This is a genomic window from Sphingomonas sp. NPDC092440 (assembly GCF_044754985.1).
Lineage (GTDB): Bacteria > Pseudomonadota > Alphaproteobacteria > Sphingomonadales > Sphingomonadaceae > Sphingomonas.
This window is the reverse complement of the sequence record NZ_JBIVQA010000004.1, coordinates 45,124-59,423: the sequence shown is the minus strand read 5'-3', so window position 1 is coordinate 59,423 and position 14,300 is coordinate 45,124. Positions and strand designations below refer to the sequence as shown.

Annotated in this window: 11 protein-coding genes; 2 read left to right on the top strand and 9 right to left on the bottom strand. The window is 69.0% G+C overall.

Annotation, left to right across the window (positions count from 1 at the left end; all coding sequences use genetic code 11):
• Window positions 1-108: 108 nt before the first annotated feature.
• The 5 genes from ACIQCS_RS07955 to ACIQCS_RS07935 all read right to left on the bottom strand — a co-directional run bounded on the left by ACIQCS_RS07955 (window position 109) and on the right by ACIQCS_RS07935 (window position 4,550).
• Window positions 109-1,035 carry a bifunctional riboflavin kinase/FAD synthetase gene (locus ACIQCS_RS07955; RefSeq protein ID WP_345849762.1) on the bottom strand — a complete coding sequence of 309 codons (927 nt, stop codon included), beginning with the start codon at window positions 1,033-1,035 and terminating at the stop codon, window positions 109-111.
• Window positions 1,036-1,094: 59 nt separating this feature from the next.
• Window positions 1,095-2,267: a dipeptidase gene (locus tag ACIQCS_RS07950; RefSeq protein ID WP_280277838.1), complete on the bottom strand. Its 1,173-nt coding sequence runs from the start codon at window positions 2,265-2,267 to the stop codon at window positions 1,095-1,097.
• Window positions 2,264-2,734: a dihydrofolate reductase gene (locus tag ACIQCS_RS07945; protein WP_345852043.1), complete on the bottom strand. Its 471-nt coding sequence runs from the start codon at window positions 2,732-2,734 to the stop codon at window positions 2,264-2,266. The genes ACIQCS_RS07950 and ACIQCS_RS07945 overlap by 4 nt, the downstream gene beginning before the upstream one ends.
• 143 nt (window positions 2,735-2,877) lie before the next feature.
• The gene (locus ACIQCS_RS07940) at window positions 2,878-3,759 is read right to left on the bottom strand and encodes a BPSS1187 family protein (protein ID WP_345849763.1); all 882 of its coding nucleotides are present in this window, start codon (window positions 3,757-3,759) and stop codon (window positions 2,878-2,880) included.
• Complete coding sequence (locus ACIQCS_RS07935) at window positions 3,756-4,550, bottom strand: thymidylate synthase (RefSeq protein ID WP_345849764.1); 795 nt, start codon at window positions 4,548-4,550, stop codon at window positions 3,756-3,758. Before ACIQCS_RS07935 ends, ACIQCS_RS07940 begins: the two co-directional genes overlap by 4 nt.
• A gap of 112 nt (window positions 4,551-4,662) precedes the next feature.
• Here ACIQCS_RS07935 and ACIQCS_RS07930 point away from each other — a divergent pair, with 112 nt between their 5' ends.
• Complete coding sequence (locus tag ACIQCS_RS07930) at window positions 4,663-5,100, top strand: JAB domain-containing protein (RefSeq protein WP_345849765.1); 438 nt, start codon at window positions 4,663-4,665, stop codon at window positions 5,098-5,100.
• Here the strand turns inward: ACIQCS_RS07930 and ACIQCS_RS07925 are convergent.
• The 4 genes from ACIQCS_RS07925 to ACIQCS_RS07910 form a co-directional block, all read right to left on the bottom strand.
• Window positions 5,086-5,853 (bottom strand): class I SAM-dependent methyltransferase, encoded by a 768-nt coding sequence (locus tag ACIQCS_RS07925; RefSeq protein ID WP_345849766.1) that lies wholly within the window; start codon window positions 5,851-5,853, stop codon window positions 5,086-5,088. The two genes, ACIQCS_RS07930 and ACIQCS_RS07925, sit on opposite strands and share 15 nt — an antisense overlap.
• Window positions 5,850-6,977, bottom strand: a complete 1,128-nt coding sequence (gene prfB / locus ACIQCS_RS07920) for a peptide chain release factor 2 (protein ID WP_345849767.1) — start codon at window positions 6,975-6,977, stop codon at window positions 5,850-5,852. Before prfB ends, ACIQCS_RS07925 begins: the two co-directional genes overlap by 4 nt.
• Window positions 6,978-7,105: 128 nt before the next feature.
• A complete protein-coding gene (locus ACIQCS_RS07915; protein WP_345849768.1) occupies window positions 7,106-9,619 on the bottom strand; it encodes a transglycosylase domain-containing protein in 2,514 nt (837 codons plus the stop codon).
• 226 nt (window positions 9,620-9,845) lie between these two features.
• Window positions 9,846-11,108 (bottom strand): N-acetylmuramoyl-L-alanine amidase, encoded by a 1,263-nt coding sequence (locus ACIQCS_RS07910; RefSeq protein ID WP_401530540.1) that lies wholly within the window; start codon window positions 11,106-11,108, stop codon window positions 9,846-9,848.
• 485 nt (window positions 11,109-11,593) lie between these two features.
• Between ACIQCS_RS07910 and ACIQCS_RS07905 the strand changes: the two genes are divergently transcribed.
• Window positions 11,594-14,233 carry a ribonuclease E/G gene (locus ACIQCS_RS07905; RefSeq protein ID WP_345849770.1) on the top strand — a complete coding sequence of 880 codons (2,640 nt, stop codon included), beginning with the start codon at window positions 11,594-11,596 and terminating at the stop codon, window positions 14,231-14,233.
• Window positions 14,234-14,300: the final 67 nt, after the last annotated feature.

Here is a 14,300-nt window from a genome sequence, read left to right as displayed (position 1 = left end):
GGTGCGCGGGAATTAGAGGAAGCCGCGCGGCATGCAAAGCAGATGTTCTGATGCCGCGCCGGACGGGCGATTTCGGGGGCTGGCGCATGCGTGCGGGCGCGTCTTTTCCTATCGGGCAAGCAGCGCGCGCGCCTGCGCCGCGTCGGCGGCGATCTGCGCGGTGAGCGCCTCCAGCGAATCGAACTTCGCCTCGGGGCGCAGATAGTCGATCAGCTGCACTTCGATCGTCTGGCCATAGAGGTCGCCGTCGAAATCGAAGAAATGCGGCTCGAGCAGCTCGACCGGCGGCTCGAAGGTCGGGCGGATGCCGAGGCTGGCGACGCCGCCCAGCACGCGCCCATCGGCCAGCCGCCCGCGCACGGCATAGATGCCGTAGGCCGGGCGCAGATAGTTGGCGAGGCTGAGATTGGCGGTGGGGAAACCGAGCGTGCGGCCGACCCGGTCGCCATGCTGGACCACGCCCTCGATCGCGAAGGGGCGGGTGAGCAGCCGCGCCGCCTCGGCCGGGCGGCCCTCGCGCAGATGCTCGCGGATGCGGCTCGACGAGACGATCTCGCCGTCGAGGCGGACCGGCGCCACCGTCTCGGCGGAGAAACCCAGCTCGGCGCCAAGCGCGGCGAGCGTCGCCACATCGCCCTCGCGGCCCTTGCCGAAGGTGAAGTCGCCGCCGGTCACCACGCCGCCCGCGCCGATGAAGCCGACCAGCCGCTCCTCGGCGAAGCCGCGCGCGCTGAGCGCCGCCAGCGCGGCGTTGAACGGGAAGACCAGCATCGCGTCGATTCCCGCTTCGACGAGGAGGCGCTGGCGCTGGTCCATGGTGGTGAGGCGGAACCAGGGGCTGTCGGGGCGGAAATAGCGCTGCGGATGGGGATCGAAGGTGCCGACCAGCGCCGGCCGCCCCTCGGCCCGGGCGCGCGCGACCGCGCGGCCGACCACGGCCTGATGCCCCAGGTGAAATCCGTCGAAATTGCCCAGCGCGACGATCGCCCCCCGATAGCGGGACGGCACCGCCGAGCCGCCGTCCAGCCGCTCCATCCGCGCGCCTATAGGGGGGGCGAGCGTGGCGATCAAATCCTCCCCCTGCGGGAGGGCCTTCACTGTCCCGCCACGATCCCCGCGCGGATCACGCGCAGCACGTTGCCGCCCATCACCTTGCGGATGTCGTCGGGCGAGAGCCCGGCATCGACCAGCGCGCCGGTGATCGCGATCAGCTGCGACGAATCCCAGCCGGTCGTCACCGCGCCGTCGAAATCCGAGCCGAGCCCGACATGGTCGATCCCCACCAGGTCGCGCACGTGCAGGATCGCGCGGACGACATTGGCCGGCTCGGTGCCGCAGACCGCCGCGTCCCAATAGCCGATGCCGACCACGCCGCCGGTGCGCGCCACGCCCTGGATCTCGGCATCGGTCAGGTTGCGGTTCACCTTGCAGGTCGCCTGCACGCCGCCATGGCTGGAGACGACCGGGCGCTTGGCCATCGCCAGGATCTCGGCGACCGATTCGTGACTCGAATGGGCGATGTCGACGATCATGCCGAGCTGCTCCATCCGCGCCACCACCTGGCGGCCGAGCGGCGTGAGCCCGCCCTTGTGGATGCCGTGCATCGATCCGGCGATGTCGTTGTCGAAGAAATGCGCGAGCCCGGCCATGCGGAAGCCCGCGGCGTGGAGCTTGTCGAGATTGGCGATCTGCCCCTCCAGGTCCTGCAGCCCCTCGATCGAGAGCATGCCGCCCACCACTTTCCGGCCCGCCGCGCGATCGGCGAGGAGCCGGTCGAGATCGGCCGGGCTGTGGATCACGCGCAGCTTGCCGTTCGATCCCGCTGCCGCGCGATCGAGCTTGCGGGCATGGAAGAGCGAGCGCTCGAGCAGCGAGGTCCAGGTCTTGGGCGGCTGGAGCTGGGCGATGGTGAGCAGCGTGATATTGTCGGTATCGCCCGAATTCGCGTCGTAATTCTGATGCTTGGGCGTCTTGGTGACCGAGGAGAAGACCTGGAGCGCGACATTGCCCTCGATCAGCCGGGGCAAGTCGACCTGGCCGGTGTTCGAGCGCTCGAGCAGGCTGCGGCGCCACATCAGCGTATCGGCGTGCATGTCGGCGATCTGGAGCGAGGCGTGGAGCTGCTTCACTGCGTCGCTCGGTTTGGCGAGCTTGACCGGCACCACCTTGTTCATGCTGCCCTCGACGATGCCCGGCGCGAAGCCGAAAAAGCCGACCACGGCCAGCAGGAGCATGATCAGCACGCCCCAGAGGATCTTCTTCTTCATCCCACCCGCTCCAGCGTCACGAAGCTATAGGCAGGGCGCCCCGCTTCCTCGGGGAAATCCTCGCGCGCAACTTCACGCCATTCAACCCCGAAAGCGGGGACGATCGCGTCGCCCGGCGGCGCGGCGTGGATTTCGGTGAGCTCGATCCGGTCGGGCGCGAACAGCGCGAATATCTCGGCGCCGCCGATCACCGCGACTTCGCCCGGCCCGGCCAGCGCCAGCGCCTCCGCCGGCGAATGCGCGACCTCGGCGCCCTCGGCCCGCCAGCCGGCATCGCGGGTCAGCACGATGTGGCGGCGGCCGGGCAGCGGGGCGGGGAAGCTCTCGAAGGTCTTGCGCCCCATGATCATCGGCTTGCCCATGGTCTGCGCCTTGAAGCGCCTGAGATCGGCCGGCAGGTGCCAGGGCAGCCGGCCGTCGATGCCGATCACGCCATTGTCGGCCCGGGCGAGATGGAAGGAAATCAGCGGCATGGCGGGGCTCCGGCGTCGCGGCTGAAAAGGGGTGGGGACAGGCGCGAGGCAGGGATCATCCGCCGACACAAGCAGATGCGACTCGAGATGGGAACCCTTTGCCGATGCTGCCTCGCCGGGCTCCGCATGTCGCGGCGTCACTCGGGCGCGTCGCTGCCCTTGCCGAACATCGTGCGCCATATCTCGGCATAGCGCGGGTCGCGGATGCCGGCGCCGTGATAGGGATTGGGGCTGTTCGCGCCGAAGCCCGGCGGCAGGTCGAGCGTCAGCACATGCACCTGCGCCGCCGGCAGGCCGAGCGCGGCATAGGCCGCCCGGATCAGCGGCACCGTGTTCTCGCGGCGGTTGTACGCTGCCTGCCAGCGCGCGACCGGCGTGGCGCTGGGCCCGGCTATCCAGGGCGCAGGCCGGCGCTGGCGGCCGCTGGTCTCCCAGGGGCTGGAGAACAGCACGACGCGGCGGACCTTGTGGCGCTTGGCGATCCAGGCCGCCATGCCCGCGCCCTGCGACTGGCCGGAGAAGAGGATCGCGCCCCAGTTCAGGCTGTCGCCGTCGAGATACCGGCCCCAGCCCCGGCCGGGCTGCTCCCGCTCGAGCAGGCGGAGCAGCGCGACCAGGCGAGGCACGATGGCCTCGGCCCGGGGGTTGGCCACCGTCCTGGACTTGCCGGTGCCGAAGACACGCATCTCGCGAAAGTCGCTCGCGCAATCGGGATCGGGGTCGGCGGTGCAGACCTGCACCACGGCCGGATCATTGTCATAGCCGAGCGCGATCGCCCGGTAGCCGAGCCCGGCGACGAAGCGCATCAGATTGGCGTTATATGCGGGCTTGCCGTTGGTGCCGGGCAGGAACACCGCGAGCGGCGCATCCGCCGGCAGCCGGTCTCCGGCGAAGATGTAGCTGGGATCGTCGAACGCCTTGACCGCGGGGTCGGCCCGGGAAGGGACGACCTGATGGCCGGCCTCCTGGTCCGCGGCCGGCGCCAGCGCCAGCAGGGCCAGCGCGGCCAGCCGGATCATACCGCCACCGGCGCCTTGATGTGCGGCTGGGCGACGTAATCGTGGATCGCGAAATCCTCATATTCATAGGCGTCGATCGACGGCGCCTTGCGGAGGATCTCCAGCCGCGGAATCGGCCCCGGCGTGCGCGAGAGCTGCTCGCGCGCCTGGTCGAGATGGTTCGAATAGAGGTGGCAATCGCCTCCGGTCCAGACGAAGTCGCCCACTTCCAGCCCCGCCTGCTGGGCGAGCAGGTGGGTGAGCAGCGCATAGCTGGCGATGTTGAACGGCACGCCCAGGAAGATGTCCGCCGAGCGCTGATAGAGCTGGAGGCTCAGCCTGCCGTTCGCGACATGGCATTGGAACAGGCAGTGGCAGGGCGCCAGCGCCATGGCGTGGAGCTCGCCCGGGTTCCAGGCGGAGACGATCATGCGGCGCGAATGGGGATTGGTCTTCAGCGTCTCGATCAGTTCGGCGATCTGGTCGATATGGCGGCCGTCCGCCGCTTCCCAGTCGCGCCACTGCTTGCCATAGACCGGGCCCAGCTCGCCCGCTTCGTCGGCCCATTCGTCCCAGATGCTGACCTTGCGCTCCTGCAGCCACTTCACATTGGTGTCGCCGCGCAGGAACCAGAGCAGCTCGATGAGGATCGAGCGCAGGTGCAGCTTCTTGGTGGTGAGCAGCGGGAAGCCCTTTGCCAGGTCGAAGCGCATCTGATGGCCGAACACGCTGCGCGTGCCGGTGCCGGTCCGGTCCATCTGCTCGGCGCCGTGCTCCAGCGCGCGCGCCATCAGGTCGAGATATTGCTGCATGGGCCCAGACTAGCCCCGCGCCCCGGCGGCGCCAAGCGGGCGAGATGCCTCCATTGTGGAGAAAACGCGCATCTGGGAATACCCGGGCTCGCGGTCCGGAACGGACCGGGTCGTGCTTCGGCCGGCGCGTGGCGGATGGCAGCGCCGCACGATGCTTTCCGGTGCCGAGAACCCGCCCCTGCGCCTTGCCGATGCCCAGGCCGCCGGCGCGCTGTTCGGGCCGCTCGCGCGCGAGACAGTGGAAGTGATGGCCTTCGCCTATCTCGACCGGCACCAGCAGGTGCTGGGCCTGCGCCATGTCCGCTCGGCGCATCGCGACCGGCTGGACCTGCCGATCCGCGACGTGGCGGCCGACGCGATCGCCTTCCATGCCTTTGCGGTGGTGATGGCGCACAACCATCCGAGCGGCGATCCCACGCCCAGCCAGGCCGATCGCGCGGCGACTGACCGGCTTGCCCGCGCGCTCGATACGCTGGGCGTGCGGCTGCTGGATCATCTGGTGGTCGCGGCGCGCGGCACCACCAGCTTCCGCAACCTAGGGCTCCTTTGATTCCCTGGACATGCTGGCCGGCGTGGCGGTCTTGCCGCTCTTGCAGGCGCGGATCGCGCTGGGCTCGGGCCGCTCGCCCTGCGCCTGGAAGATCGCGATATAGCCGCCGGCCGAGGGCATCGGCCGGATCGAGGACAGGGTATAGCCCACCGCGGCGAACTCGCATTTGAGCAGCGCCGGCGGCGTGCCGTGATCCTGGGTCGGGCGATTGGCGTCGACCACCACCACCTGGCCGTCGGGCGCGAGCGCGGGGCGGAGCCGCCACAGAAACTCGTACGGGCTCTCGATCTCATGGTACATATGGACCATGAGGACGCGATCGAAGCTGTTCTCGGGCAGGCGCGGATCGGCGGGCAGGCCCAGGCGCACGCTGACATTGTCGAGCCGCTCGCGGATCACCCGGCCGGCGAGCTTCTGGATCGTGTCGGGCACGATGTCCTCGGCGACGACCCGACCCTTCTTGCCGACGCGGGTGCCCAGGCGGACGGTGTAATAGCCTTCGCCCGCGCCGATATCGGCCACGGTCATGTCGCGCTTGATCCCGGCCAGGTCCATCACCTGCGCCGCTTCGTTCAGCCGGTCGCGCGCTTCCTCGGTCGACCAGCGCGGGGACAGGATGGTGGCGACCGGCCGGTCGGCGGCGGGGAAGCCGCTGTTGATCGCGGGGGCGCCCTCTTCCCGATTGTCGAGCGGCGACCCGCCGCTGCATGCGGCCAGCGCCAATCCCAGGAGCAGGGCGAGGCCCGGTCTCAATCGACATCCTCCACTTCGACCGTCTCGCCGGTCACGCGCTGCGATAGCGCAGCCGCCATGAAGGCGTCGAGGTCCCCGTCGAGCACGTCGGAGGGCGCGGTGGACGTGACTCCGGTGCGCAGGTCCTTCACCAGCTGATAGGGCTGGAGGACATAGGAGCGGATCTGGTGGCCCCAGCCGATATCGGTCTTGGTGGCGTTGGTCGCGTTGGCGGCCGCCTCGCGCTCGGCCAGCTCGCGCTCGTAGAGGCGGGCGCGCAGCTGGTTATAGGCCTCGGCCTTGTTCTTGTGCTGCGAGCGCTGGTTCTGGCACTGCACCACGATGCCCGTGGGCAGGTGGGTGATGCGCACCGCCGAATCGGTGGTGTTGATGTGCTGGCCGCCCGCGCCCGAGGCGCGATAGGTGTCGATGCGCAGCTCGCTCTCGTTGATCTCGACTTCGATATTGTCGTCGATCACCGGATAGACCCACACGCTCGAGAAGCTGGTGTGGCGCCGCGCGGCGCTGTCATAGGGGCTGATGCGGACGAGGCGGTGCACGCCGCTCTCGGTCTTGGCATAGCCATAGGCGTTCTCGCCCTTGACCAGCAAAGTGGCGGACTTGATGCCGGCCTGCTCGCCGGCATGGAAGTCGATCAGCTCGACCTTGAGGCCATGGCGATCGGCCCAGCGCGTGTACATGCGCTGGAGCATGCCGGCCCAGTCGTTGCTCTCGGTGCCGCCGGCACCCGCGTTGATCTCGATATAGGTGTCGTTGGCATCGGCCTCGCCCGAGAGCAGGGCCATCACCTTGTCCTTCTCGGCGCGCTCGGCCAGCGCGGCGAGGCTGGCGGTGCCTTCGCTCGCCATGTCCTCGTCGCCCTCGGCCTCGGCCATCTCGATCAGCTCGGCGGTGTCGTTGAGCTCGGTCTCGATCGCGCGGGTGGCGGTGATCGCCTCGTCCAGGCGGCGGCGCTCGCGCATCACGTCCTGGGCCTTTTTCGCGTCGTTCCACAAGGTCGGGTCCTCGACGCGCGCGTTCAGCTCGTCGAGGCGGCGCAGCGCGCGGTCCCAATCGAGGAAGCGGCGGAGCAGCGCGAGCGACTCCTTGATGTTGTCGACATGAGCCTGCGCTTCGGCGCGCATGGGTTTTACCTTTCGAACTAACTACTTCGTCATCCCCGCGAAGGCGGGAATCCAGGGTAACGAGCGGCGTCGCCTTTGGCTCTGGATCCCCGCCTTCGCGGGGATGACGACCTATATGAGAACGCGCGCTAGTAGATTCCGCCCTCGCGTTGCAAGAAGTCGCTGTCGCCTTCCTGCTTCTTCGGCGCGGCCTTCTTCTCGACGGCCTTGGTTTCCTGCGTCTCGTCCTGCTCGCGCCGGCCGCGGCGCTGCTCGGTATCGGGCTTGAACGCTTCCCAGATCACGCCCGAGAGCGGGTCGCTCGTCGGCCAGGCGCCGGTCACCGGCTTGCCCGAGGCACGATCGATGCGGACCATGCGGATGCCCTGCGGCGCGGTGAAGGGAATCTTCTCCATGCCCTCGAAGGCGGGGATGGCGAATTCCTTGAAGATCGGTGCCGCGATCGAGCCGCCCTGGGCATAGCCGCCCAGGTTGGTCGGCGTGTCATAGCCGATATAGAGGCCGCCGATCATCTGCGGCGTGCCGCCGACGAACCACACGTCGGTGGGCCCCGAAGTGGTGCCGGTCTTGCCCATCATCGGCCGGTTCAGGTCGCGCAGCACCGTGGCGGTGCCGCGCTGGACCACGCCCTCGGCGATATGGACCATCTGATAGGCGGAGAGCGCGTCGATCACCTGCTTGGCGCGGTTCACCGGGCGCGGCATCGCGCCGCCCTTCCAGTCGGGCGCGTTGCAGCCTTCGCAGGGCCGCCAGTTCTCGGGCCACACCACCGCGCCCTTGCGGTTCTGGACGAAGTCGATCAGCGACGGGTTGAGCGCGCGGCCATGGTTCACCAGGATCGAATAGGCGTTGACCATGCGCAGCACGGTCGTCTCGCCCGCGCCCAGCGCATAGCTGAGATAGGGCGGGAATTTCTGCCGCGACACGCCGATGCGCTGCATCAGGTCGACGACATGGTCCATGCCGGTCTGGTTGGCGATCTGCACCGTCATCAGGTTGCGCGACTGCTCGATGCCCCAGCGCAGCGTCTTGGGGCCGGCGCCGCGGGCATTGCCGAAATTGCGGAAGCATTTCTGGCCGAGATTGGCGCCCTGCCAGACGCAGAACGGGCCATCGACCACGATCGAGGTCGGGGTCATGCCCTGCTCCAGCGCGGCGGCATAGACGATCGGCTTGATCGTCGAGCCCGGCTGGCGCTGCGCCTGGGTGGCGCGGTTGAACGCCTGGATGCGCGAATCGAAGCCGCCCTGCATGGCGAGGATGCGGCCGGTGCGCGGATCCTCGACCACCATGCCGCCCGAGACCTTGGGGATCGAGCGGAGCGACCATTGGTCGCCCGCCTCGGGCGCCACCGCGACGATGTCGCCGGGCTTGAACGCGTCGAACGCCTGGCCGCCCTGGCCGCGCACCGGCATGGTCGCGCCCCATTTGGGCAGCGTGCCGGTGGTGCCGTCGTCGAAGCCGATCTGCCAGCCATCGCCCGCGCGCTCGATCAGCACGCCGGCGCGCCAGTCCTCATAGTCCAGGCCGATATTGGTGTTGAGGAACGACTGGAGCCAGTTGCCGGCATCCGCGTGGCCGATGGGCCCGGACCAGCCGCGGCCGCGATCATAGCGCAGCAGGCCGTCGCGCAGCGCCTTTTGCGCATATTGCTGCAGCTTGGGATCGAGCGAGGTGCGCACCCACAGGCCGCCCGAATAGACGCTGTACGGCCCGCTCGCATCCGTCTCGCCGAACTTGTCGAGCAGCTGGCGGCGCACTTCCTCGGTGAAATAGCCGCCGACGCGCTCGAACCGGGGGGTCTGGCGCGGCACGGTGCCGAGCGGCGCCGCGACCGCGGCGTCATGCTGGGCCTGGTCGATGAAGCCGTTGCCGAGCATCTGGCCGAGCACCCAGTTGCGGCGATCGAGCGCGCGCTGGGTATGGCGTTCGGGGTCGTAGTTGGACGGGCCCTTGGGCAGGATCGCCAGATAGGCCATCTGCGGCAAGGTGAGCTTGTCGAGCTCCTTGCCGAAATAGGCCTGGCTCGCCGCCTCGACTCCGCCGGCGTTGCGCCCCAGCTCGATCGAGTTGAGGTACAGCTCCATGATCTGCTGCTTGGTGAGCGTGTCCTCCATGCGCCAGGCGAGGATGCCCTCCTTGGCCTTGCGCAGATAGCTCGTCTCGTTGCCGACCAGCAGGTTCTTCGCGACCTGTTGCGTGATCGTGGAGGTGCCGCGCGGCGTGGAGCCGCTGATCAGCCCCTGAAAGGCGGCGCGGGCGAGGCCGGGGAAATCGACGCCGTGATGCTCGAAGAAGGTCTTGTCCTCGGCGGACATGTACGCCTCGACGAGGAGCTTGGGATATTCGGCGAAGCTCAGCTGCACGCGGCGTTCGCGCGCATAGCTGTGGATCGGCAGCCCCTCGACCGAGCGGACGTTCGTCGGGAGCGGCGGCTCGTAGTTCTTGAGCGTGTCGACCGAGGGCAGGTTGCGCGCGATGAACAGCCAGACGAGGAACACGAACAGCCCGGCGAGCAGTGCCAGCACCGCCAGCACCCGGAACCACCAGCGGTGGCGCACGCGGCCGAACAGCCCCTTGAAGCCCCCGATCTCGCGCTTGATGCGCATCTTTATGCTGGAAGTGGTCGAACCGTCGGACATGCGGCTCGCGGTTTAGCAGGATTGGGAGCGGAAGGAAGCAGGGAGTCTGGTGGCCGGCATCGCACCTTTTCCCCCGCCATCCCGAGAATTCCTCCGTCATCCCCGCCTTTGCGGGGATGACGGCCAGGGTAAATCGCGCCGAAACCCTTTTATGCCGCCTTCGGAACCACTTCCCCGCACACCCTCTATAATGAACCCCGAGGGGAGGAAGCAGAAGGGGATGTGATCAACGAGAGGCCAAAGTCCGCGACGCCATGCGGGTCGCGAAATGAATCTCCACGGCCTTGCGCACGCTCTGCGCCACTTTCCTGCGCCCTTCGTCCGAGGCGAGGAAGGCGGCATCGCCCGCGTTCGAGATATAGCCCGTCTCGAACAGCACCGAGGGCATGTCCGGCGCCTTGAGTACCATGAGCGAGGCCATGCGGTGATAATTGGCCTTGATCGGGATCAGCGGCTGGGCCTCGCGGCCGAGCAGCCGGGCGAAGCCGGCCGAGGCGTTCATCGTCTCGCGCTGGGTGAGGTCGATGAGAATCGAGGAGATGTCCGGATTCTGCGTGCCGAGATCGACGCCGGCGATGATGTCGGCCTTGTTCTCGCGTGCCGCCAGCCGCGCCGCTTCCTTGTCGGAGGCGACTTCGGAGAGCGTGTAGACGGTTGCGCCCGACGCCTCGCCATTGCCGGCGCTGTCGCAGTGCACCGAGATGAACAGGTCCGCGCCCAGCTTGCGTGCCAGGCCGTAGCGCTCCTGCAGCACCAGGAAGCGATCGTCCTCGCGGGTGAGCGCCACGCGCACCCGGCCCGAGGCGATCAGCGCGTCCCTGATCGCCAGCGCGGTCTTGAGCGTGAGGTCCTTCTCGCGCAGGCCGAAGGCGCCGATCGCGCCGGGATCGTGCCCGCCATGGCCGGCATCGATCACCACCAGCGGGCGATCGGCCGCGCCATAGACATGGGGCAATGCCACCGGCGGCGCGCGCCGGGGCAGGGCGATCGTCTCGCTGTAGCTGCTGTGCCCGGCCGGCTGCACATAGGAGAAGGGCGGCAGGAAGCGCATCCGGCGCTCGGCCGCGGCGCGGGCGAACTGCGCGTCGTCCACGGTGCGCAGCTGCAGCGTGAGCGTGCGCCCGTCGCGCCCGAAGCTGCCCTCGGTCACGATCGCCGGCCGCGCGAGGTCGAGCACGATCCGCGCGCCCTCGGGCCCTTGCGAGCCCTGGCGGATGCTCGCCACCGGCCCTTCGGCATAGGCGCGATTGCCCGGCTCGGCGCCCCTGGCGTCGAGAACGATACGTTGCGGTCCCGCGAGCATGAAGGCGCTCGCCTGCGAGACGGGCTCGTCGAACCTGACGATCACCCGATCACCCTTGACTCGCACTTCCTGCACGACGCCCGCCCAGCTGGGAACTCCGGTCAACCAGCCGGAGAGCAAGGCGAGCAGGAACAACACCCTGACGCTATGCCGCGCCCGGGCTCCGGGGGTCCAGCCCAAAACCATGATGAGATACTCTGACTACGCGTCTGCCCTGACCAGTCCGGACTAGGCGGCGCGCCTCAAATCGCCGTGAAACGATGCGGTTAATTTATGATTCGGCATATTTTTGCCGGCAGCGGCGGCAAGGGCTTGCCGGTTGGCGCCAAGGTTGCCGCGCCGCCACGGTAATGCTAGGCAATCCCAGGCCGGCCCTTGCGCCGGCCCTTTCCCGCGGCCACATCTTGCCGCGACAGTTCAGGTTGACGCTCGCATGAGGCAATTTCCGCAACGCTCGCACCGACCGGCCCCGATGGCCGGCCGCGTGATGGCGGCGGAGTCGGCGGACCACCGGTTCGCGCGTGTCCTGCGAGCAGCAGCAGTTTTCGAAACCAGCGAGACCGCAGCCGGCGAATCCGCCGGCCAGGGCCGCTTTGCATATCGCGCGCCTGCGCGAGCCCTCCGCAACACCAATCCAGAGGGCTGGGGCCGGCGCGCCCGGAGAACAATAAATGACCATGCGTATGCTGATCGACGCACGCCACCGGGAGGAAACCCGCGTGGCGGTCGTCAAGGGAAGCCGAATCGAGGAGTTTGATTTCGAGTCCGCCGAGCGCAAGCAGCTCAAGGGCAACATCTATCTGGCCAAGGTGACTCGAGTGGAGCCGTCGCTCCAGGCGGCGTTCGTCGACTATGGCGGCAATCGCCACGGCTTCCTGGCCTTCAGCGAAATCCATCCCGACTATTACCAGATCCCGAAGGAAGACCGCGAAGCGCTGCTGCGCGAAGAGGCCGAGCACGCCGCCGAGGAGGCCGCGCTGCGCGCCGAGGAGGATGGCGACGAGGATCACGACCACGACCATGACGAAGGTGGCGTGGAAGTGCTCGAGCGCCCGCACGACGACGAGGAAGGCGAGTATGAGGCCGACGCCGATGCCGAGCCGGGCGAGGAAGCCCGTGAGGGCGGCCGTTCGCGCAAGCGCCGCGGCAAGGGCAATGGCGGCGAAGACAGCCCGGCCGAGGCCCTGCGCCAGCGCCGCATGAACCTGCGCCGCCGCTACAAGATCCAGGACGTGATCCGCCGGCGCCAGGTGCTGCTGGTCCAGGTCGTCAAGGAAGAGCGCGGCAACAAGGGCGCGGCCCTCACCACGTATCTGTCGCTCGCCGGGCGCTATTGCGTGCTGATGCCGAACACCGCGCATGGCGGCGGCATCTCGCGCAAGATCTCGTCGGCCGCGGACCGCAAGCGCCTCAAGGGCATCATGGCGGACCTCAAGCTGCCGCCGACCATGGGCTGCATCGTCCGCACCGCCGGCCTCCAGCGCACCAAGGTCGAGATCAAGCGCGACTTCGACTACCTCGCCCGGCTGTGGGACGGGATTCGCGAGGAGACGCTCAAGTCGACCGCGCCGGCGCTGGTTTACGGCGATTCGGATCTGCTCAAGCGTGCGATCCGCGACATCTACAATCGCGACATCGACGAAGTGATCGTCGAGGGCGAGGACGGCTATCGCCAGGCCAAGGACTTCATGAAGCTCCTGATGCCGAGCCACGCCAAGAAGGTGAAGCAATATGCCGACGCGGTGCCGCTGTTCCAGCGCGCCGGCGTCGAGGACCAGCTCTCGGCGATGTACAATCCCGTAGTCCAGCTGAAGAGCGGCGGCTATCTGGTGATCAACCCGACCGAGGCGCTCGTCTCGATCGACATCAACTCGGGCCGCTCGACGCGCGAGCACAATATCGAGCAGACCGCGACCGCGACCAACCTGGAAGCGGCGCACGAGATCGCCCGCCAGCTGCGCCTGCGCGACATGGCCGGCCTGGTCGTGATCGACTTCATCGACATGGATCACTCGTCCAACGTCCGCAAGGTCGAGAAGGCGATGAAGGAGGCGCTGAAGAACGATCGCGCCCGCATCCAGGTGGGCCGCATCTCGGCGTTCGGCCTGATGGAGATGAGCCGCCAGCGCCTGCGCACCGGCGTGCTCGAGGCATCGACCGTGCAGTGCCCGCATTGCGAGGGCACCGGCCTGGTCCGCACCGCTTCGTCGGCCGGGCTTTCCGCGCTCCGCCTGATCGAGGACGAGGCCGCGCGCGGCCGCGGCTCGCTGATCACGCTGCGCGCGAGCCAGGAAGCCGCCTTCTACGTGCTCAACAAGAAGCGCGCCGACATTGCCGAGATCGAGGACCGTTACGGCGTGACCGTCGAGATCCTGTCGGACGGCGAGCTGGAGGGCGCGCGGATGTCGGTCGAGGCTTCGGGCCCGCCGCCGGCGCATGCGCCCAGGTTCGAGAAGCTCATCGAGGAGCCCGAGGACGAGGAGTATATCGAGGAGCTCGACGAGGAAGAGGAAGAGCTCGAGGCCGAGGCCGAGGGCGGGCGTCGTGGCGAACGCGAGGAAGGCGAAGGCGGGCGCAAGCGCCGCCGCCGCCGCCGCGGCCGCGGCCGCGGCCGTCGCGAGGAAGGCGAATCGGCCGAGGGTGAGGCCGATGCCGACGCCGGCGAGGAAGCCGAAGCGGAAGGCGAGGCTGGCGAGGGCGAGGAAATGGCTGGCGCCGGCGAAGGTGAGGGCGAGGGCCGCGAAGGCGGCCGCAAGCGCCGTCGCCGTGGCCGTCGCGGCGGCCGCCGTGGCGATCGCGCCGAGGCTGGCGGCGAGGATGCCGGTGACGAGGTGATCGAGGCCGCGGCCGATGCCGCCGAGCCGGCCGAAGCCGCGCCGGAACCGGTCGCGGCGGAAGCCGCCCCGGCCAAGCCGAAGCGCACGCGCAGGAAGAAGGCGGAAGCCGCCGAAGCCGAGGCCGCGCCCGTGGCCGAGGCTCAGGCCGAGCCGGCGCCCGAGCCGGTGGCGGAAGCGGCCCCGGCCAAGCCGAAGCGCACGCGCAAGAAGAAGGCGGAAGCCATCGAGGCCGAAGCCGCGCCCGCGGTCGAGGCTCCGGCCGAGCCGGTGCCCGAGCCGGTGGCGGAAGCGGCGCCGGCCAAGCCGAAGCGCACCCGCAAGAAGGCAGTGGCAGCCGAGCCGGCCGCCGCGCCGGCAGAGGAGCCCGTGCCGGTGGCGCAGGACACCGCGCCGGTCGAGGCCGCCGAGGACGATGCCGAGAACGAGGACGGCACGCCGCGGCGCGGCTGGTGGCAGCGCACCTTCGGCGCCTGATTCGCGGGCCTGAGGAAAAGGGGGCGCCGGTCCGCTGGGCCGGCGCCCTTTTTCGTGGCTTCACACG